The following is a 20,813-nucleotide window of genomic DNA, read 5'->3' on the forward strand; positions in this document are numbered from 1 at the left end:
TCTGTTGATTTCTTCAAAAATAGGAATATTTATATCAATTCGAACATCTTTCCTGGTAAAGGTTTAGAGACACCTTTTAATTCCATCTGTAATAAAATAGATGATAATTGGTAAATAGGAATATTACATTCTAAAGATATTACATCTAATAATTGCTTTCCTTTATCATGTAATAAATCGAAAATTTTCTGTTCATTCTCATTTAGTTCTAAGAATAATTGTTTTTGAATTATTTTTGGCCTCTCATTTAAGTCCCAATTTAACATTTTTACAATTTCGTCTGCAGAATTTAAAAGAAACGCCCTGTTATTTTTAATTAAATTATTGCAACCTTTACTATATAAATCTGTTGTTCTACCAGGAACAGCAAATACATCTTTATCGTAAGAATTAGCAATATCTGCAGTTACTAAAGAACCCCCTTTTTCTGCCGATTCTATAATAATAGTTGCTTTAGATATACCTGCAACAATTCTATTTCGTTTTAAAAAATTTTCTCGCAAAGGTGTTTCTTTATGCCAGAACTCAGTTAAAAATCCGCCATTTTCATTTACTTGATTTATGTACTTTTTATGAACTTTTGGGTAAATTTCCTCTAAACCGTGTGCTAAAACGCCAATAGTTTGTAAATTGTTTTTTATTGCTGCTTTGTGTGCACAAATATCTACACCATATGCAAAACCACTTACTATTATTGGGTTGTATTGCGCTAGGTCTTCGATTAACTTATTGCAAAAATCTCGTCCATAAGAACTCATATTTCTTGTACCAACAATAGAAATGATTTTATTGTTAGAAAAATCTATATTTCCGTCTTTAAATAATAAGATAGGGCTGTCTATGCAATGTTGTAAATTAATAGGATAATCGTCATCTAAAAAATACGAGTATTCGACATTATTTTCTTGTATATATTTTAGCTCTTGTTCTGCTAATTTGACGTTTTCTTCATTAAAAAGATGTTTTAGAACGTGATTTCCTATTCCGTTTATTTTTGATAAATTAGATGCTTTTTCTTTGAATATCTGAGAGACATCTCCCACGTTTACAATGAGTTTCTTTGCTAGAATATCTCCTACAGCCTTACTTTTCTGTAATCTTAAAATAGCAAGCAATTTTTCTTCTTTCACTAGTTAACAATTTGACAACCAATATATAAAAATTTTGTTGATAATTTTTATAGAACTTTCTGTTATGAAACGCCTAAAATTATATATTTGTTTATATGAATTTAGCCAACTACATCAACGATTTATTATACAGATACGATTGCGTAATTGTTCCTGACTTTGGAGGGTTTGTAACCAATAGAATTGGTGCAAAATTAAATAGTGATACACATACATTTTACCCACCAACAAAACAAATTGCGTTTAATAGTCATCTAACTCATAATGATGGTTTGTTAGCTAATTACATAGCTTCTAGTGAGCAAATCTCTTTCGAGAAGGCTTCTACAGCTATATCTTTGTCTGTTATAAAATGGCAAAATGAATTACAAAACACAGAAATTAAATTAGATAATTTAGGTACTATTTCATTAAATGAAAGTAAACAAATTATTTTCGAACCAAAAAAAGAAGTTAATTTCTTAACATCATCTTTTGGTTTAACTTCTTTAGAATCTTCTGCTATAGAAAGATACAGACAAGAAGTAAAACCTTTAATACCTGTTGTAGCTTCTACAGAAAGAAAAAGTGTACCTGCGTTTATAAAATATGCTGCAACTGCTGCAATTTTATTAACATTAGGGTTTGCTGGTTACAATAGTTATGAACAAAACCAACAAAAAGAAGTATTTGCTAGTCAACAAAAAGAACTAGAGAAAAAAATACAGACTGCTACATTTGTTATTTCTAACCCGTTACCTACATTAAAATTAAATGTTGTTAAAGAAATAGCAAAACCTTACCACGTTATTGCAGGTGCTTTTCAAATTGCAGAAAATGCAGAAAAAAAAGTAAACGAATTAATCTTAAAAGGGTTTAATGCTAAAATTATTGGTGTTAACAAATGGGGATTAACACAAGTTACTTTCGATAGTTATGCTGATAAAAATGATGCAATTAACAATCTAAATAAAATTAAAAAAACAGTATCTAAAGATGCTTGGTTATTAATTAAAACTAGTAAATAATTTCACTTTTCTTTATCTATTTAGCATCACTTTTAAATAAGTGATTTAGTATCTTTGCAAAAAATTTATTTTTTGATGGAACCAAAAACACCTAAAGAATCTTTAACAATCTTAACCGATTTAGTTTTACCAGGAGAAACTAATTATTTAGACAATCTTTTTGGCGGAGAATTACTTGCAAGAATGGACAGAGCTTGTAGTATTGCTGCAAGAAGACACTCTAGAAGAATTGTAGTTACTGCTTCTGTAAACCACGTTGCTTTTAATAAATCTGTACCTGTTGGTAGTGTTGTTACTGTAGAAGCTAAAGTTTCTAGGGCTTTTAATTCATCTATGGAAATTTATGTTGATGTGTGGATTGAAGATAGACAATCTAGACACAGAACAAAAGTAAACGAAGGTATCTACACATTTGTTGCTGTTGATGAAACTGGTAAACCTGTACAAATACCTCAACTAGAACCAGAAACACCTTTAGAAATAGAACGTTTTGAAGGCGCTCTAAGACGTAAACAACTTAGTTTAGTTCTTGCAGGAAAATTAAAACCTAGCGAAGCTACAGCTCTTAAAGCATTGTTTATTTAAAAAATAATAGAATGGACTTTTTAAATCATTTTAAAATAATAGAATCTATTGTAGTTTTTTTAATTGCAATTTTTGTACGTTTATTAGCTACAAATTCTTTAAAAAAAATTCAACTAAAATTTGGGTTTCATAAATCTAGAATATTAGTTACTAGTAAAATTATTTCTATATTAATTTACATAACAGCAATAGTAGTAATTGCCTTTATTTGGGGTGTAGATGAGAAACAATTATTAGTTTATGTTTCTTCTTTTTTAACCATTTTAGGTATTGCTTTTTTTGCACAATGGTCTATTCTTTCTAATATTACAGCTGGTATTATCTTATACATAAATTACCCTGTAAAAATTGGAGATTCTATTACTGTTTTAGAAAAAGACAATAATATTACAGGAGAAATTAGAGATATTGGTGCATTTTTTATCACTTTAAAAACACCAAATAAAGAATTAATTACGTTGCCTAACTCTATAATTCTACAGAAAAATATAAAGTATTCTCCGCAACCTAATTAACTTTTATAAAAAAAGTAAAAAAAAAGCGCAAATAAAATTTGCGCTTTTTTTTTATGAAATAATTTTAAATTATGCCATTTGATCTTCGTGTTTACCCTCGTAAATCTCTTCTACTAGTTTGGCATTAAAAGCCGGTAAATCGTCTGGGTTTCTACTTGTAACCAAACCTTTATCTACAACTACCTCTTTGTCTTGCCAATTTGCACCAGCATTAATCATATCTGTTTTTATAGATTCATAAGAAGTTATATTTCTTCCTTTTAAAACATCCGCCTCCGCTAATAACCATGGCGCATGACAAATTGCTGCAACAGGTTTATGATTTTCAAAAAAAGATCTTACAAAACTTACTGCGTCTTTATTTTTACGTAATACATCTGGGTTAATAACTCCACCAGGCAACATTAAAGCATTATAATTGGCTTGCGAAACTTCACTTAGCGTTTTATCTACTTTATAGCTTTTTCCCCAATTTCCATCATTCCAAGATTTAATTTCTCCAGATTCTAAAGAAACAATTTCTACGTTTGCTCCAGCATTTTCTAAAGCTTTTTTTGGTTCGCTTAATTCGCTTTCTTCAAATCCATTAGTTGCTAAAATAGCAACAGTCTTTCTATTTAAGTTTTCCATTTTAATAAATATTTAATTAATAAAATATTTAGAATCTAGAAGTATCTAAATTCTTCAACAAAAATAAATAGAATGGAAAAGACAGATTATTGCATTCAATAAAAATATTGACGCAAATACATTTTTAATGAAGTTTTATCTTTTTAAAATCCAAGAAGAAGGATTTAATTTGGTTGTGTTTTTATACAAAACAAAGATTAAAGTCGTTTTCCCAGAAACCTTATCTGTAAATATTTGACCAATATTCTGGCCTGTTTTAACCTTATCTCCTTTTTTAACATACAACTTTTCTAAGTTGTTATATGAAGTTATATAGTTACCATGCTGAATTAGAACATTTTTTCGTCCGCCAGAAGTAACTAAAATATTTAAAATTGTTCCGTTAAAAATAGCTTGTGCACTTTTTCCTCTTTGGGTAACCATATGCAATCCTGTACTATTAATTGTAATTCCAGGAAAAGTTGGGTGAGATTGTTTACCAAACCTTCTGGTTATTAAACCCTCTTTTACAGGCCAAGGTAACTTACCCTTGTTTAGTTCAAACTTTGTTGCCAATGCCTTTGCTTCCGGAGTTAAAACAAACTCGTTTTTCTTAGTAACTTTTGGTTTATTTTTTAGTTTTGCGTTTGCAATTCTATTTGCCTTTGCAATTTCATCTCTAATAATTTTATCTATTTTCTCTGCAACTCTTTTATCTGCATTTATTTTATTCTGAATTTCTCTTTTATACTTTTGCTCTTTCTTTTTAATAGTAGAAATTAATTTCTCTTTATTCTTCTTATCTAATTCTATCTTTTGTTTTTGGTCTTTTTCTGAAAGAATTAAAGTGTCTTTCATTTGTTTTTGAAACAATAAAGAATCGTTCATTTTTTTAACCAAGTCTGTTTGAAAACCAATTTCTTCTCCTTGTTTTTTTCTAAACGAAGTATATTGTTTCATATACTCTAAACGTTTATACGCTTGGTGAAAATTTTGAGAAGATAACAAAAACATCATTCTACTTTGCTGAGATTTACTTTTGTAAGACTTAAAAATCATGCTGGCATAATCTGCCTTTAAAAGCGAAAGTTCTTTTTCTAACTTAGCAATCTCCTTTTTATTCTTAGAAATCTCATTAGACAATAATTTTGCTTCAGAATTAATAGTACGTATTAACCTTAATCTAACATCTATTTTCTGATTTAAATCTTTTAAATCTTCAAGAACATTCTTCTCTCTCTTCTGTTCTTTAAACAGCAAACTATTTACTTGAGCAATCTCTTTTTTTAATTTTCTTCGTTGTTGTTCTAACTCTTTTTTTGTTTGACTAAAAGAAGACAAACAACTAAAAAGTAGTATAAAAATTGTTATATAAAATCGAGTTTTAATCACTATAAATTGATGCGTTTATATCCTTTAGGAATTGTAAAAGAAGTATTTATATCTGTATTAAATTCAACAGATTTTAAAATAAAATCGATCGAAGTTACTTTACCTTTCTGCTTTGCAATTATATTAATCTCTTGAGGATAAACTTCATCTTTTACCAACTTATAAGAAGGATACTTAATATCTAAACGTTGACCTTTTAATGAATTTAAAATAGACTGGTTGTCTAGTTTAAAATGCCCAGGATTTACGGCAAAAAAAGCGTCGAATAAATTTGCTTGTAATTGCGGAGATAAAACATAAGAATTATCTACAATTGCTACATTTTGCTTCTCCTTTTTAATATCTAAAATAGCCTGACCTAAAAATAAGTTTTGCAATTGTTTAAAGTTAATTTCTGTTCCTAATAATTTTTCTAACATAGAAAAATCTCCTTCGAAATACTTTCTTTCTAAAGGCGAATAAAAACTTACTTTTTCTGGAGTTATTTTTGCTTTAAAAACACTTATAAACTTTGTTCCTTTTAACCAAATTACCTCGTCTTTCTTTATTTTTAAATAGACAGAAATACTTTGTTTCGTTTTACCGTCATTAAAATTAGCTTTAAACTTAGCATCTATAGTTTCTTTATTAAAATTGGCAGCAACATGTTTTCTTACTACTTTTTTTGCAGACATTTCTTTTGCAATTACATTAGAATCTATTGCATATTTTTTTGTTTTACAAGAAGTAAAAACAATAGTTAACACTAATATATATTTTAAATATCGCATTTTATTTTTTTAACTTTTTAGACTTTTCTCTATATTTTTTTTCTTCGGATGTATTTCCTAATCCTTTAAATGAAGTTGCCATTTCATTATAAAAATCTGCTTCCATTGCATCTTCAATAACAAAATCAATTCCGTTTTTTAAAGACTCTAACGCTTTTTTATAATCTTTATTAGCATTTAACGCTTTACCATTCATTAAATACACAAAAGGTTGCGCAGGAAATAATGAAATACCTTCTCCACTGTACTTTAAAAGTTTTGCTGATTCTTCTTTAGAAGCTTCTAAAATCTGTTTTAAAACAGCATAAGACTTATCGGTTTCAAACCTTTTAAAAACATCTTGTATAACTTCTTGCCTTTTTACTATAGGTTTTTTACTTTTTTCTAAACTCTCTTTTATTCTTTTAAGGTTAGATGATAATGAATTATCTTTTTCTAAAGCATTCATTATATATAAAGCATTTTTATAATCTCTATTTTGTAAATAAAGCTTTGCTAAATAATCTCTTTCTTTTAAATTTAAAGCAACTACTTTTTGTTGAATTTTTATTGCTTCAGAAAAACTTCTTTCTTTAACAAACACTTTAACCAAGTGTTTTTGCATCCAAATATTTTTAGCATCTTTTTCAATAGCTCTATTAATATATTCTTTTGCTAAAAGTGTATTGTTTAATTCTAAATAATTTTTAGAAAACTCATAAAACACCGTTAAATCATTTGGTAATATCTGGTTACAGTTTTCTAAGTTTTCTATTGCTTTTTGGTAATTTCCAATAGATTTCTGAGACAATGCTTTAAAAAAAAACTGTTGAAATTTTAATTCTTTTTCTTCTGTTAAATCCTTTGCTGCAGGAATACTATCTTGAGCTTTAGATTGTATAAAAAAGAAAAAAAAGAACATCGAAAAAAGAAGACATTTGCAATTTTGCAAACGCCCCTTCTCTCTTATATGTAACGTTTTTATAATAGCCATTAAGTTAACTCTGTATAATCACCAATGCTAACAGACGTAAAATTACCATCATACTTCGCATAATTACCAATCATAGCATTGTCTAATTTTGCATTAGAAATTAACACGTTTGTTTGTATTAAAGAATTTGTAATTGTAGCATTTTCTACAACACTATTTTCTCCTATAGAAACATAAGGTCCTATTTTTGTGTTTTTTAAAACTACATTTTTTCCAACGTAACAAGGTTGAATAATTTCTGAATTCTCTAATACAACGTCTTTAGAAACTAAATTATTACCAGCATCGTGTTCAAATCCTAAAACTTGTTTATTTGTATCTACTGTTGGGTCTTTTTTACCACAATCCATCCAAGCACTTACAGTTCCAGGAATAAATTTAGCACCATCACTCTTTAAAGTTTCTAATACATTGGTTAATTGATATTCATTATTTTCTCTTAAATCGTTATCAATTAAATATTGAATTTCATTTCTTACTCTATCCCCATCCTTAAAATAGTAAATACCTATAATTGCTAAATCTGAAACAAATTCTTTTGGTTTTTCTATAAAATCTTTTATAAAACCATCTTCTACCTTAACAACACCAAAAGCACTTGGGTCTTCTACTTGTTTTACCCAAATTGCGCCATCTGCATTAGAATCTAATTTAAAATCTGCCTTAAATAAAGTATCTGCATAAGCAACAACACAAGGTCCGCTTAAAGAATCTTTAGCACAATAAAGCGCATGTGCAGTTCCTAAAGCTTCTTCTTGTACATATACAGAACCTTTAGCACCCAATTCTTTTGCTATTTTTAATAAATTAGCTTTTGTATCTGCTGGAAATCCTTTTTTTGCAGGTCCTATAATAAAAGCAATCTCATCTATCTTCTCGTCTATTACAGAAGAAATATCTTCTACCAACCTTTGTACAATAGGTTTACCAGCTATTACTGTTAAGGGTTTTGGAACTGTTAAAGTATGTGGTCTCAAACGAGAACCAATTCCTGCCATTGGTACAATTATCTTCATATATTTTTTTATCAAAATTAAAGGTGCAATATACCATTATTAAAAAGATTCTAAAAAAATATAACAAAAGTCAGAAGTAAAAAAAGTATTAAGACAATTCTAAAAAAGAATATCCAATACTATTAAAAAATATGACAAAGAAGAGCTTAACCTTTATAATCACTTAAGATCAACTACAGCTACAAATCAAAAAAAACAGCATCCCTGAATTCAGGGACAAACACTACTGAATTCAGGGATACTAAATAAACACTGTTTTCAGGGATTGCATTAAATTTAATATTTTAGTATTTTTGATAAACTATTATTAATAATTTATGATTAATTAACTAATAAAAATCAATATTATTAATAATTTATAAATATTTTATATAACCCTATATTATTAAAACAATATTTACATGAAAAAAAAATACCTTAAACCCCTATTAGTTAGTGGAATTGCTATTTTATCAGTTACACTCATTTTAAACAAAAAATTAAATTCAGAAAATAAAAAAGACACGCTCTTATCACAAAGAAAAAAACTAGAAAGCTTCGTAAAAAATAGTCCTTACAAGGAAACCTTAAAATGGGATAAGAAAAAAAGAAAACTAAACGGCCTTCCACCAAATAGGTATTTTGAACAAATGTGGGAGTTAACAATTAACCCATCTACCGGAAAGTTAGATGATGGAAGCTTAACAAAATTAAGAGAAGAACTTAAAACGAAAAGACTTGCAAGAAAAAACCCAGGAAACGCAACAAACGCATGGGAAGAAAGAGGACCTAATGATGTAGGTGGTAGAACTAGAGTTATGTTATTTGATCCTAATGACGCAAACGCAAATACAGTTTTTGCTGGTGGTGTTTCTGGTGGATTATGGAAAAACACAAATATAACAAATGCTAATTCTCAATGGAGCAGAGTGCAAAATGTTCCTGGAAATTTAGCAGTAACTTCAATCTCTGTAGATCCAAGAAATTCTAACAGATGGTATGTTGGTACAGGAGAACAGTATACGGCTGGTGATGTTGTTGGTAACGGAGTTTATGTTACAACAGATGGTGGAAATAGTTGGAATGCATTGATAATTCCTGCTTCTGGACCAGATTCTTTCGACTTTAACGCTTCTAATTTATTTTTAAAAGGTGTTTATTATGTAAATGATGTTTTAGCTTGGGATAACGGAACAAATACAGAGTTATTTGTTGCAGTTGGAGCTTCTGTTTATGGCGATTCTGGAAATCCTAGAAACTGGTTAGGTTTACAATCTTCTGGTATTTATCGTTCTGCAGACGGTGGAACAAATTGGTCTCGTATAGAATCTACAAATTTAACATATGATTTTAGTGGAACTACGTATTACTACACTCCAAATGATTTTGAAGTTGCTGCCGATAATAAAATTTGGATGGGAACTATTGGTTCTCCTTTAGGTGATGCTGGCGGACGTGTTTTTAGTTCTTCAAACGGAGCAACTTGGACAGAAGCTACTGCTTCTCCTTTAACAGAATCTAACAGAGTAGAATTGGCTGTTTCTTCTACAAATGCAAACAAAATGTACGCCTTAACACAAGGAACAACTGCCGCTGCCCCAGTTCATGTTTATGGAACTACAAATGGTTTTGCTACCGTTACTACAAAAGCATTACCAAATGACGCAGACAACGGAATTAGCGCTGCAGATTTTACTCGTGGACAAGCTTTTTACGATTTAATGATTGAAGTAAATCCTACTAATGATAATATTTTATATGTTGGTGGTATTGATTTATTTAGATCTACTAACAGTGCTTCTGGATGGACACAAATTTCTAAATGGTCTAACAACCCTGGGTTAAACACATTAAACACTCCTTTTGTGCATGCAGATCAACATGCAATGACCTTTAGACCAGGAAACACAAATCAAGCTGTTTTTGGTAATGATGGTGGTATTTTTTATGCTTCTAGTTTATCTGGTGCATCAAATTCATCAAATGCAATTTCAGTAAGAAATAACAATTACAATGTTACACAATATGTAAAAGCAGGAATTGGACCAAATGGAAACGGAGATACAGCTGGAATTTTTACAGCTGGAGCCCAAGATAACGGTTCACAAGCTTTTAGAAATGCTATTGCAGGCATTAATGGTTCTGAAGAACTTTCTGATGGTGATGGTTTTTACACTTTTGTTGATAAAGACGGTCAATACATGACAGCTACTTTTACAAATAATGTAATTTATAGATTTAATTTACCTTGGAATGGACTAGGAAGAAGACAAGGAGGCGCAACCACTTTATCAAACGATCAAACAACCGGAGACTTTGTAAACCCTATGGATTATGATAGTAATGCAAATAGATTATTAACAAATGGTTCTGCAGGTGCTAACCTTGCAATTAAAAGTTTTAACGTTGCTGCTAATAGTAACGGAACTTTAACAAACGCTGCTTTAACTGCAAAACCTACAGCTTTTAGAGCCTCACCATTTGTAAACAATACTTGGTATGTTGGTTTAGAAAACGGAGGTTTAATTCGTTTAACTGGTGTCACTAATACTACTGCAACTTGGAGCACTGTTACAACTCCTTTTGTAGGTGCTGTTTCTACAATTAGATTTGGAGCAACTGCAAATGATATTTTTGTTACCATGCATAATTATGGTGTAATAAGTGTTTGGGCAACTTCTAATGGAGGAACTTCTTGGACTAGTAAAGAAGGAAACTTACCAAATATTCCGGTAAGAGATTTCTTACAAAACCCATTAACTAGAAACGAAGCTATTATTGCAACCCAATTAGGAGTTTGGGCAACAACAAATTTTAATAACGCAAACCCAACTTGGACTCAATCTTACAATGGAATGAGTGACGTTAGTGTAACTTCTTTAGATTACTGGGCTGTAAATGGTGACGATAATAACAATAAAATTATAGCATCTACTTATGGTAGAGGAGTCTTTACTGGTAAATTTACTTCATCTAATGCTCAAGACACAGAAGCACCTAGCACACCAAACTCACTAACTTCAACATCGAACACAGATACAAGTGTTAGTTTAACATGGACAGCTTCAACAGATAATATAGCAGTAACTTCTTATGATATCTTAAACAACAATACAGTTATAGGTAATACAGTAGACAATTCTTTTACGGTAAATAACCTAACACCCAACTCTGTATATTCTTTTTCTATAAGAGCAAAAGATCAAGTCGGAAATACATCTAACGTAAGTAATACTTTAACTGTAACTACAAATACAACTGCAATTGATTATTGCTCTTCACAAAGCTCTAATACAAATGATGAATTTATAAGCAATGTAACACTAGGAAGTATAAATAATAACTCTGGAGCTCAGTTTTATTCAGATTTTACAGGAATATCTACAACATTAACAAAAGGAAATTCGTATACAATAACAATTACACCAACATGGACAGGTACAAATTATAATGAAGGGTACGCTGCGTGGATAGATTTTAACAAAGATGGAGATTTTACGGATGCTGGCGAGCAAATTGCTTCAATAACTCCTAGCCAAAACACTACCGTTTCTTCAACCTTTACAATACCTACAAATACACAAGAAACTTCTACGAGAATGCGAGTTTCTATGAGCTATAATGCAATACCTACAGCTTGCCAAAGCTTTACATATGGTGAAGTTGAAGATTATGTTATAAACATAGAAAACACACCACTAGACACAACTGCGCCAATTATTAGTTTAAACGGAGCAACAATTGTAGATATAAATGTTAATGATAGTTATAATGATTTAGGTGCAACCGCTTCAGATAACGCAGACGGTAATTTAACTAGTTCAATTATTAAAACAGGAACTGTTAATACAAATATTGCTGGAACTTATACTCTAAATTACAATGTAAGTGATGTTGCTGGAAATAAAGCCTCACAAATATCTAGAACGGTAAATGTAAACGAAGTTATTACTAGTGGCTGTTCTAACGGAATTAATACTTTTCCATATTCTGAAGGTTTTGAAGGAAATATAGGGAATTGGTCTCAATCTTCATCAGATGATATAAACTGGTCTGTTAAAACAAATGGCACACCTTCTAACGGAACAGGACCATCTTCTGCAAACCAAGGCAGTTCTTATATTTTTGTAGAAGCCTCTGGAAACAATACTGGTTACCCAACAAAACAAGCAATATTAACGTCTCCTTGTTTTAATCTAACCAATTTAAATGCGGCTTCATTTAACTTTAACTACCATATGTTTGGCGCAACAAATATGGGTTCTATTGCAGTAGATATTAGTACAGATGATGGAGCAAACTGGACAAATATTTGGAATCAAACAGGAAACAAAGGAAACCAATGGTTGTTAGCAAGTATCGATTTATCTAGCTATTTAAACAGTAATATTAAATTACGTTTTAATAGAATTACAGGTTCTACCTGGCAAGCAGATATTGCAATAGACAATGTTACCTTAACAAACGCTGCTGCTACAACTGTAAATAATTTGAATACTTTTCAATTAGGAACGAAGCTTAATGCATTTAATGTATATCCTAACCCTGCAAAAGATGCTTTAAATATCGAATTAGTTACAAATGGAGCCAACAGTTACAAAATTCTAAATGTTTTAGGGCAAACAATTAAAACAGGAAAATTAACAACAAACACTATTAAAGTAAGTGAATTAAAAACAGGAGTTTATATCCTTCAAATTAACGATGGAGAGGAAACTTTATTAAAAAAGTTTGTAAAAAAGTAAAGTTAAACCTTAAGTATTACTCAATCTATTAAGTCATCTATCCCTGAATTCAGGGATAGGTAACCCTGAATTCAGGGACACGAAAAACATACTGTTTTCAGGGATTGACAAGTGCTTTGTTTAACTATATATTTACAACATCAAAATTATTTAATTAGCACCCTAATGCACCCCCTAAAAATTAAATGATTCAAAAACCCAAGCCTTTGCTTGGGTTTTTTGTTTCTTTGTAAAAAAATACACATAGTGAATTATTTATCAGTAGAAAACATCTCGAAATCTTACGGAGAGAAAATTTTGTTTGAAGACATTTCTTTCGGTATTAACAAAGATCAAAAAGTAGCTTTCGTTGCAAAAAACGGTAGTGGTAAAACATCTATACTAAACATTATTGCTGGCTTAGATGTTCCAGACTCTGGTCAAGTTGTAAGTAGAAAAGGTATTTCTATGGCTTATTTGGCTCAAAAAGATGACATAAATCCTGATTTAACTATTGAGGAAACTATTTTCGCTACTGATAATAAAGTACTTTCTATTGTAAATCAATATGAAAAAGCATTAAAAAACCTTGATGATGGTGACGCTTACCAAGCTGCATTCGATTTAATGGACCAACATAATGCTTGGGATTTTGAAACACAATACAGACAAATTTTATCGAAATTAAAATTAGAAGATTTAACCTTAAAGGTTGGCGCACTTTCTGGTGGACAAAGAAAACGGCTGTCTTTAGCAATAGTTCTTATTAATAAACCAGATTTATTAATTTTAGATGAGCCAACAAATCATTTAGATTTAGAAATGATCGAATGGTTAGAAGCTTTTTTCGCAAAAGAAAAAATAACACTATTTATGGTAACGCATGATCGTTACTTTTTAGAACGTGTTTGTAATGAGATTTTAGAATTAGATGAAGGTAAAATATATAAATACAAAGGAAATTATTCTTACTATTTACAAAATAAAGAAGAGCGTTTAGCTTTAGAGGCAACCAATTTAGGTAAAGCTAAAAGTTTATTTAAAAAAGAATTAGAATGGATGCGTAAGCAGCCAAAAGCTAGAACTACAAAATCGAAGTCTAGAACAGATGATTTTTATCAAATTAAAGAAAACGCACACCAACGTAGAAAAGATCATCAAGTTCAATTAGAAATTAATATGGAACGTTTAGGAAGTAAAATTCTAGAACTTCATAAAGTATATAAATCTTACGGTGATAAGAAGATTTTAGATGGTTTCGATTATATTTTTAAACGAGGCGAAAGAATTGGAATTATTGGTAAAAACGGAACAGGAAAATCTTCTTTTTTAAATGTTATAACAGAAACAACAGAATTAGATGGTGGAAAAGTTGTTTTAGGTGAAACCGTAAAATACGGATATTACACGCAAGCAGGAATTACCATAAAAGAAGGACAAAAAGTTATTGAGGTTGTAAAAGAATTTGGAGAATTTATTCCACTTTCTAAAGGAAGAAAAATATCTGCTTCTCAATTATTAGAACGCTTCTTATTCGATAAGAAAAAACAATATGATTTTGTTGAAAAACTTTCTGGAGGTGAACAAAAACGTTTGTATTTGTGTGCTGTCTTAATTCAGAATCCTAACTTTTTAATTCTAGATGAACCTACAAATGATTTAGATGTTGTTACTTTAAATGTCTTAGAAAATTTCTTATTAGATTACCCAGGAAACTTATTAGTTGTTTCGCATGACAGGTATTTTATGGATAAAATTGTAGACGCACTTTTTGTCTTTAGAGGCGAAGGTGTTGTAGAGAATTTTCCAGGAAATTATTCAGACTTTAGAGCTTATGATGGTTCTGCACCAAAAGAAATTGCAGCAAAACCTACTGTAAAAAAAGAAGAAAAAAAGCAAGAAAAAAAAGCAACTAAAAACACTTTAAGTTTCGATGAAAAAAGAGAATTTGGTGCTTTAGAAGGCGATATAGAAAGACTTCAAAAAAGAAAAGCTAGTATAGAACAAGAGTTTTTAAATGTAGAAATTGCACCTGAAGATATTGCAAAAAAATCTGAAGAGTTACAAGAAACAATTGAAAACCTAGAAAAGAAAGAAGAACGTTGGTTTGAGCTTTCTATGAAATTAGAAAACTAACTATTTTTTTTTAAAAAAAATGTTTGATCGAGCTATAAAATCTAGCTCGATCAAACAAAATTATACACTTACAATATCTGTGTCTTTTAATAATTCTTGATTATTAAATCTAAGAAAAACTTGGGCAACAGCAATGGTGTCTTTCTCACAATAATCTACAATTCTTTTAATATTTTTTTCTTTATAATACACTTGTGCAACTTCACTTCCATCAATATCATCTTTGGGCGAAGGAATTCCTAAAATAGCCGTTAACAATTTTAAAGAAGTATAATGTTTATAATCACCAAACTTCCATAGTTCTAAGGTATCTAAATGCGGAACTTCCCATGGTTTTTTACCAAACAAATTTAACTTATTAGGTAATTCTATTTGATGCACAATCATTCTTCGAGCAATAAACGGAAAATCGAATTCTTTACCATTATGTGCACACAAAACATGTGCAGACTTAGAAAAATGACTTGTTAGTAAAAGTTTAAATTCGTTTAAAAGCTTTGCTTCATCATCACCAAAAAAAGAGGTTACTCTAAACTGATTCACTCCTTCATTATCTATAAAGTAACCAACAGAAATACATATAATTTTACCAAATTCTGCCCAAATACCTGCGCGTTCATAAAACTCTTCTGTAGTAAATTCATCTTTACGTTGGTAGGCCGTTTTTTTCTTATATAATTCTTGTATTTCTATAGATAGACTATCCCAATTTTCTTCTTGAGGTACAGTTTCAATATCTAAAAACAATATATTATTTAGTTTTGTTTTTATATTCATCTTTTTCTTTTTCTAGTCTAAAGATAATCAAAAAAAAAGCCCCGAAAAAATTCGAGGCTTTCTATAATTTATTTACAAAACTTATCTAATTACTAATTTCTTGGTAGAAGTCTTACCTTCTTCAGTAACTTTTAAAATGTAGATTCCTGCATTTATTGTAGAAACATCTATTGTAGATTTTGTTCCAGAAAAGTTTTTTGATAAAACTTTTTTACCTAGTAAATTAAATATAGTTATACTTTTTGCTGCATTAGACAACGAAGAAACAGTAAACTCATTATTTGTTATAGGGTTTGGGTATGTTGCAAAACCTTCTATAGCGTTATCTTTTACAGAAGCAGTAGCATCATAAGCAGTCCAAGTTAAGTCATCAATAATAATTTGCTTACCTGTTGTGTTTTTAACTTCAATAATAACATCACCTGCTATGTTTATTCCATTTACATTAAAAACATGCTCGGTAAAATCATCGAAAATAGTAGAAACTCCTTTAGAAACTCCGTTTACAAAAAGTTCAACCTGTCTATCACCTCCTCCAGTAAATCCTTTAAATAGCTTTAAAGAAAAATCTGCTATACCACCAGAAACAGTACTAGAAGTTATCTTGCTATCATCAGAAGATCTTCTTAGTAAAAGTGCAGGTAAATTCATTGTAGTAATTTCTGTGCTATTAAAATTACCATCTGCCTGTCTAGAAGCTACATAAGTCCAAGTAACACCGTTCTCACCAACAAAACTTCCGTCCGAATAAGAATTTGTTGCTGTCGAGTTAGTAAATGTCTCAGCACCTTGCCCAAAAGACAATGCAGTAATTAAAGATAAAAATAAAGTAAAAATGTAATTTTTTTTCATGTGTATATATTTATTAGTTGAATATCAAAGATAGCATTTTTTAAAAAACCTTTTGTTACGTAATCATTAACAATCTGTTTATCAGACTTTAAATTTCTGAAGAGATTCTACCGTTAAGTAAACGTTATCTCTGCTCTTCTAAAAATTAAATGATTGTTAAGAACAGTTGTAGTAATATAATAATTGCTATTTTTGATACCTACATTCTTATGAAACTATGAATAAAAGCGATATTAAAATTCTATTGGTTGATGATGAACCAGACATTATAGAAATTGTTGGTTACAATCTTAGAAGTGAAGGTTACCAAATTTTTACAGCAACTAATGGTCAAGAAGCTATTAAATCTGCTAAAAAAAATATTCCACATTTAATTTTACTAGACATTATGATGCCAGAAATGGATGGTATTGAAGCTTGTGAAAAAATTAGAAAAATAACCTCTTTAGAAAACGTAATAATATCATTTTTAACAGCAAGAGGCGAAGATTACTCTCAGGTTGCTGGTTTTGAAGCTGGTGCAGATGATTATATAACCAAACCAATTAAGCCAAAAGTTTTAGTAAGTAAAGTAAAATCTTTACTTAGAAGATTAAAGTCTGAACAAGAAAGTGAAGAAACTTTTAAAATTGGAGATATTGTTATTGATAGAGAAGAGTATGTTGTTTATAAAGCAGGAACCAGAATCTCTTTACCAAGAAAAGAATTCGAACTTTTTTCTTTATTAACATCTAAACCAGGAAAAGTATTTAAAAGAGAAGTAATTTTAGATACTGTTTGGGGAAATGAAGTTGTTGTTGGTGGTAGAACAATAGATGTTCATATTAGAAAATTAAGAGAAAAAATTGGTGACGATCATTTTAAAACAGTAAAAGGTGTTGGTTATAAGTTTGTTTTATTAGACGCAGATAAATAAACTTGCATTAATGAAAATTAAAAAAACATATTCTTATGCACTTTGGTCTGCAGCATATTTAACTTTATTATCTGTTGTAATAGCTACTGTAGCATACTTTTTTATTGCTAATAACCTAGGTATTACTAGCATAATAATTTCTATTATAACTTTGTTTACTATTTCTTTCTTTATTACCCAATATAGAGCAGAACATTTTATTTATAGGAGAATAAAAAAAATATACGAAGATGTTTCAATTTTAGATATTAAAGATTTAAGAAAAGAATCTGTAACTACAGATATAGATAAACTCTCTAAACGCATGCAAAAATATGTAGAAGGAAAGCGTTTAGAAATAAAAAGTTTAACAGAAAGAGATTCTTTTAGAAGAGATTTTTTAGGAAATGTTGCACACGAATTAAAAACGCCACTTTTTACGGTACAAGGCTATATTCTTACACTTCTAGAAGGTGCAATGGACGACAAGAATATTCGTTTAAAATACTTAGAACGTGCTAATAAAGGTGTAGAAAGATTGGTTGCTGTAACCAAAGATTTAGATATGATTGCCAAATTAGAAACAGATGGTTTAAAACTAAATATGGAGGTTTTTAATATTTTAGAAATCATACAAACTGTTTTCGATTTGTTTGAAATGAAGGCGAAAAAAAGAAATATTATTTTAAAATTTGATAGAATTTACGACTTTCCCATTTTTGTTATTGGTGATATCGAAAAGACAGAACAAGTTCTAATTAACCTTGTTGTAAACTCTATTAAATACGGTAAACCAAACGGAACAACTATTGTTGCTGCAGACAGCTACAATAATAATAAATTTGTAATTAGAGTAATAGATAATGGAGAAGGTATTAGACAACAACACCTATCTCGTTTATTTGAACGTTTTTACAGAGTAGACCAAAGTAGATCTAGAGAACAAGGTGGCTCTGGCTTGGGCTTATCTATTGTTAAACATATTGTTGAAGCACATAACCAAACCGTTTTACTAAAAAGTACTTATGGCGAAGGATCAGAGTTTTCTTTTACTATGGAAAAGGCTAAATAAAGCAACATCAAATTCTACCTTAGCTACTTGTAAACCTTTATAAAACTTAACTTCTTTTAGTTTTTCTGATGTAAAATTTGCTACTTCAGAAAAAGGAGCCAATTTAGTATCCTCTAAATAATTGGCTAAATATTCTTGTTCTGGTTGATTTTTAGTAGGAATAAAAAATACTTTTTTACCTAAGACTGCCAAATCTAAAATTGATGAATAACCAGACCTACATAAGATAACTTTAGATGAATTTATTTTATGTTCTAGTTCTTCGGATAAAAGAAAATTATAAAACGTACAATTATTAATTACCCAACTTTTTTGAACAGCTTCTATCTTACCTAAAACAAAAACAACATTCCTTTTATCATTTTTAAACGCTGAAATCAACTTTTCTTCCAAAAAGGTTCTATTGGGTTCTGGACCAGAAAGAATAATTAAAACAGCTATACTTTGCTCTAATTCTTCTCTTTTAAACCTACTTAAAGCTCCAATAAATTTTTGATTTAATTTACGACTAGATGTAGATAATTTTCCTGAAAACTCAGAATTTGAGTTATCTGGAATCCAACATTCATCAAACTTTTTTATAATGTTTTGGTGAATTCTACTTGTAAAAAAAGTAGTAAGTCCAGATAAAATATTTATTTGATGCGTAATGTATATTGAAGGAATAATAGAACTTCTTACACCAAACCTATTGTCTGAAATAATACCAGAAACAGTACTATTCTTGGTTATAAAAAGTTCTATAATTTTTCTTTCTTCTTTTATTGCTCTTAAAATTGTAGGCAATTGTAGAAATAAATTCTTCTTTAAATTCTTACCATATTTAATGTTGTAAGAAGGCAAATGTAAAGTCTCTAAATAAGGAAACTCTTGTTTTAGGAACTCTAAAGAACTACCGTCAGAGGCAATTATTGGTGTAAAATTATCTTTAATTAAAGCATTAATAATTGGTACACAACGCGAGGCATGACCTAGCCCCCAATTTAAAGGTGCAACAATTATTTTTTTCTTCATTATATTAAATCGAAACCAATATCTTTTCTGTAATTCATCTTATCGAAATTAATTTTATGAATACTTCTATAACTTTTTTCTAAAGCCTCTTCTATTGTATCGCCAAGTGAAGTTACAGACATAACTCTACCACCACTTGTAACTACTTTATTGTCTTTAATAGTAGTACCTGCATGAAAAACTATAGATTCATCTACAGAATCGAAACCTGTAATTTCTTTATTTTTTTCATAAGCTTCTGGGTAACCACCAGAAACTAACATTACTGTTGTTGCTGTTTTCTCTGTTACAGAAAAAGATTTTTCATGTAAATTCTGATTTGCAACTCCTTCAAACAAATCAAATAAATCTGACTCAATTCTTGGTAAAACAACTTCTGTTTCAGGATCTCCCATTCTTACATTATACTCAACCACAGAAGGGTTTCCGTTATCATTCATTAAACCAATAAAGATAAAACCTCTATAATCTATTCCGTCTTTTTGTAAACCTGCAATTGTTGGTTTTACAACCAATTCTTCTACTTTATCTAAAAAAGCTTTATCTGCGAATGGTACAGGAGATATTGCGCCCATTCCGCCAGTATTTAATCCTGCATCTCCTTCACCAATTCTCTTATAATCTTTTGCCGATGGTAAAATTTTATAACTTTTTCCGTCTGTTAAAACAAAAACAGACAATTCTATTCCTTTTAAAAATTCTTCGATAACAACGGTTGTAGATGCTTCTCCGAATTTTTTGTTAGAAACCATATCTTCTAATTCGGTTTTTGCTTCTTCTAAAGAGTTTAAAATTAATACTCCTTTTCCTGCTGCTAAACCGTCTGCTTTTAATACAAAAGGTGGTGCTAAGGTTTCTAAGAAAGTAAAACCTTCTTGTAAATTATCTTTCGTAAAAGATTGATATCTTGCTGTTGGAACGCCATGTTTTTGCATAAATTGTTTAGAGAAATCTTTAGATCCTTCTAACAATGCTCCGTCTTTTTTAGGACCAATTACTGGAATATCTTTCAACTGTTCGTCTGCCAAAAAGAAATCGTGTACTCCGGCTACCAAAGGTACTTCCGGACCAACAACAACCATTTTAATGTTGTTTTCTAAAACAGTATTTTTAATTGCTTCGAAATCTGTTAAATTAAGATCTATATTAGTTGCCAATTTGTCTGTACCAGCATTACCTGGCGCAACAAAAAGTTTATTAATTTTTTTACTTTCTAATAATTTAATTGCAAAAGAGTGTTCTCTACCTCCAGAACCTAAAATAAGTACATTCATTGTTTGTTGTGTTGTTGTTGTTATTGCAAATATATTTTAAATTCTTTGGATTCTTGCTTTCGTTGGAAAGACATTTTATGGCAAATCTTAATT

General features: G+C 29.7%; 17 protein-coding genes. 7 read left to right on the forward strand and 10 right to left on the reverse strand.

Features of this window, described 5'->3' with window-relative positions:
• Positions 1-29 precede the first annotated feature (29 nt).
• Positions 30-1,130, reverse strand: a complete 1,101-nt coding sequence (gene dprA / locus SHK09_RS00360; RefSeq protein WP_319808776.1) for a DNA-processing protein DprA — start codon at positions 1,128-1,130, stop codon at positions 30-32.
• A 95-nt stretch (positions 1,131-1,225) separates the two neighbouring features.
• Here dprA and SHK09_RS00365 point away from each other — a divergent pair, with 95 nt between their 5' ends.
• From SHK09_RS00365 to SHK09_RS00375, 3 genes are all read left to right on the forward strand, one after another.
• Positions 1,226-2,137 (forward strand): SPOR domain-containing protein, encoded by a 912-nt coding sequence (locus SHK09_RS00365; protein WP_319808777.1) that lies wholly within the window; start codon positions 1,226-1,228, stop codon positions 2,135-2,137.
• Positions 2,138-2,212: 75 nt separating this feature from the next.
• Positions 2,213-2,722: an acyl-CoA thioesterase gene (locus SHK09_RS00370; protein ID WP_319808778.1), complete on the forward strand. Its 510-nt coding sequence runs from the start codon at positions 2,213-2,215 to the stop codon at positions 2,720-2,722.
• 11 nt (positions 2,723-2,733) lie between these two features.
• Entirely contained in the window at positions 2,734-3,237 is a 504-nt protein-coding gene (locus SHK09_RS00375; protein ID WP_319808779.1) for a mechanosensitive ion channel family protein, read from the forward strand.
• A gap of 69 nt (positions 3,238-3,306) precedes the next feature.
• Here the strand turns inward: SHK09_RS00375 and SHK09_RS00380 are convergent, their stop codons facing one another.
• The 5 genes from SHK09_RS00380 to SHK09_RS00400 all read right to left on the reverse strand — a co-directional run bounded on the left by SHK09_RS00380 (position 3,307) and on the right by SHK09_RS00400 (position 7,997).
• Entirely contained in the window at positions 3,307-3,867 is a 561-nt protein-coding gene (locus SHK09_RS00380; protein ID WP_319808780.1) for a type 1 glutamine amidotransferase domain-containing protein, read from the reverse strand.
• Between the two features lie 135 nt (positions 3,868-4,002).
• Entirely contained in the window at positions 4,003-5,187 is a 1,185-nt protein-coding gene (locus SHK09_RS00385; protein ID WP_319808781.1) for a murein hydrolase activator EnvC family protein, read from the reverse strand.
• Positions 5,188-5,237: 50 nt separating this feature from the next.
• Positions 5,238-6,008, reverse strand: coding sequence for a DUF4292 domain-containing protein (locus SHK09_RS00390; RefSeq protein WP_319808782.1), 771 nt, complete (start codon positions 6,006-6,008; stop codon positions 5,238-5,240).
• A gap of 1 nt (position 6,009) precedes the next feature.
• Complete coding sequence (locus tag SHK09_RS00395; RefSeq protein WP_319808783.1) at positions 6,010-6,909, reverse strand: hypothetical protein; 900 nt, start codon at positions 6,907-6,909, stop codon at positions 6,010-6,012.
• 71 nt (positions 6,910-6,980) lie between these two features.
• Positions 6,981-7,997, reverse strand: a complete 1,017-nt coding sequence (locus SHK09_RS00400; protein WP_319808784.1) for a sugar nucleotidyltransferase — start codon at positions 7,995-7,997, stop codon at positions 6,981-6,983.
• Between the two features lie 401 nt (positions 7,998-8,398).
• Here SHK09_RS00400 and SHK09_RS00405 point away from each other — a divergent pair, with 401 nt between their 5' ends.
• Both SHK09_RS00405 and SHK09_RS00410 read left to right on the forward strand, forming a co-directional pair.
• On the forward strand, positions 8,399-12,721 hold the full coding sequence (locus tag SHK09_RS00405; RefSeq protein WP_319808785.1) for a GEVED domain-containing protein: 4,323 nt from the start codon (positions 8,399-8,401) through the stop codon (positions 12,719-12,721).
• A gap of 246 nt (positions 12,722-12,967) precedes the next feature.
• Positions 12,968-14,836, forward strand: coding sequence for an ABC-F family ATP-binding cassette domain-containing protein (locus SHK09_RS00410; protein ID WP_319808786.1), 1,869 nt, complete (start codon positions 12,968-12,970; stop codon positions 14,834-14,836).
• A gap of 60 nt (positions 14,837-14,896) precedes the next feature.
• On the opposite strand, the gene SHK09_RS00415 is transcribed toward SHK09_RS00410, so the two are convergent.
• Entirely contained in the window at positions 14,897-15,613 is a 717-nt protein-coding gene (locus tag SHK09_RS00415) for a 3'-5' exonuclease (protein ID WP_319808787.1), read from the reverse strand.
• Between the two features lie 81 nt (positions 15,614-15,694).
• Positions 15,695-16,465, reverse strand: a complete 771-nt coding sequence (locus tag SHK09_RS00420; protein ID WP_319808788.1) for a T9SS type A sorting domain-containing protein — start codon at positions 16,463-16,465, stop codon at positions 15,695-15,697.
• Between the two features lie 217 nt (positions 16,466-16,682).
• On the opposite strand from SHK09_RS00420, the gene SHK09_RS00425 reads away from it, so the two are divergent.
• Together SHK09_RS00425 and SHK09_RS00430 are read left to right on the forward strand one after the other, a co-directional pair.
• Entirely contained in the window at positions 16,683-17,381 is a 699-nt protein-coding gene (locus SHK09_RS00425; protein WP_319808789.1) for a response regulator transcription factor, read from the forward strand.
• A gap of 10 nt (positions 17,382-17,391) precedes the next feature.
• A complete protein-coding gene (locus tag SHK09_RS00430) occupies positions 17,392-18,432 on the forward strand; it encodes a sensor histidine kinase (RefSeq protein WP_319808790.1) in 1,041 nt (346 codons plus the stop codon).
• On the opposite strand, the gene SHK09_RS00435 is transcribed toward SHK09_RS00430, so the two are convergent.
• Complete coding sequence (locus tag SHK09_RS00435; protein WP_319808791.1) at positions 18,397-19,446, reverse strand: glycosyltransferase; 1,050 nt, start codon at positions 19,444-19,446, stop codon at positions 18,397-18,399. The two genes, SHK09_RS00430 and SHK09_RS00435, sit on opposite strands and share 36 nt — an antisense overlap.
• Complete coding sequence (purD, locus tag SHK09_RS00440; protein WP_319808792.1) at positions 19,446-20,720, reverse strand: phosphoribosylamine--glycine ligase; 1,275 nt, start codon at positions 20,718-20,720, stop codon at positions 19,446-19,448. The genes SHK09_RS00435 and purD overlap by 1 nt, the downstream gene beginning before the upstream one ends.
• Between the last annotated feature and the right edge of the window lie 93 nt (positions 20,721-20,813).

Origin of the sequence: Polaribacter sp. PL03 (genome assembly GCF_033875165.1) — a bacterium.
GTDB lineage: Bacteria > Bacteroidota > Bacteroidia > Flavobacteriales > Flavobacteriaceae > Polaribacter.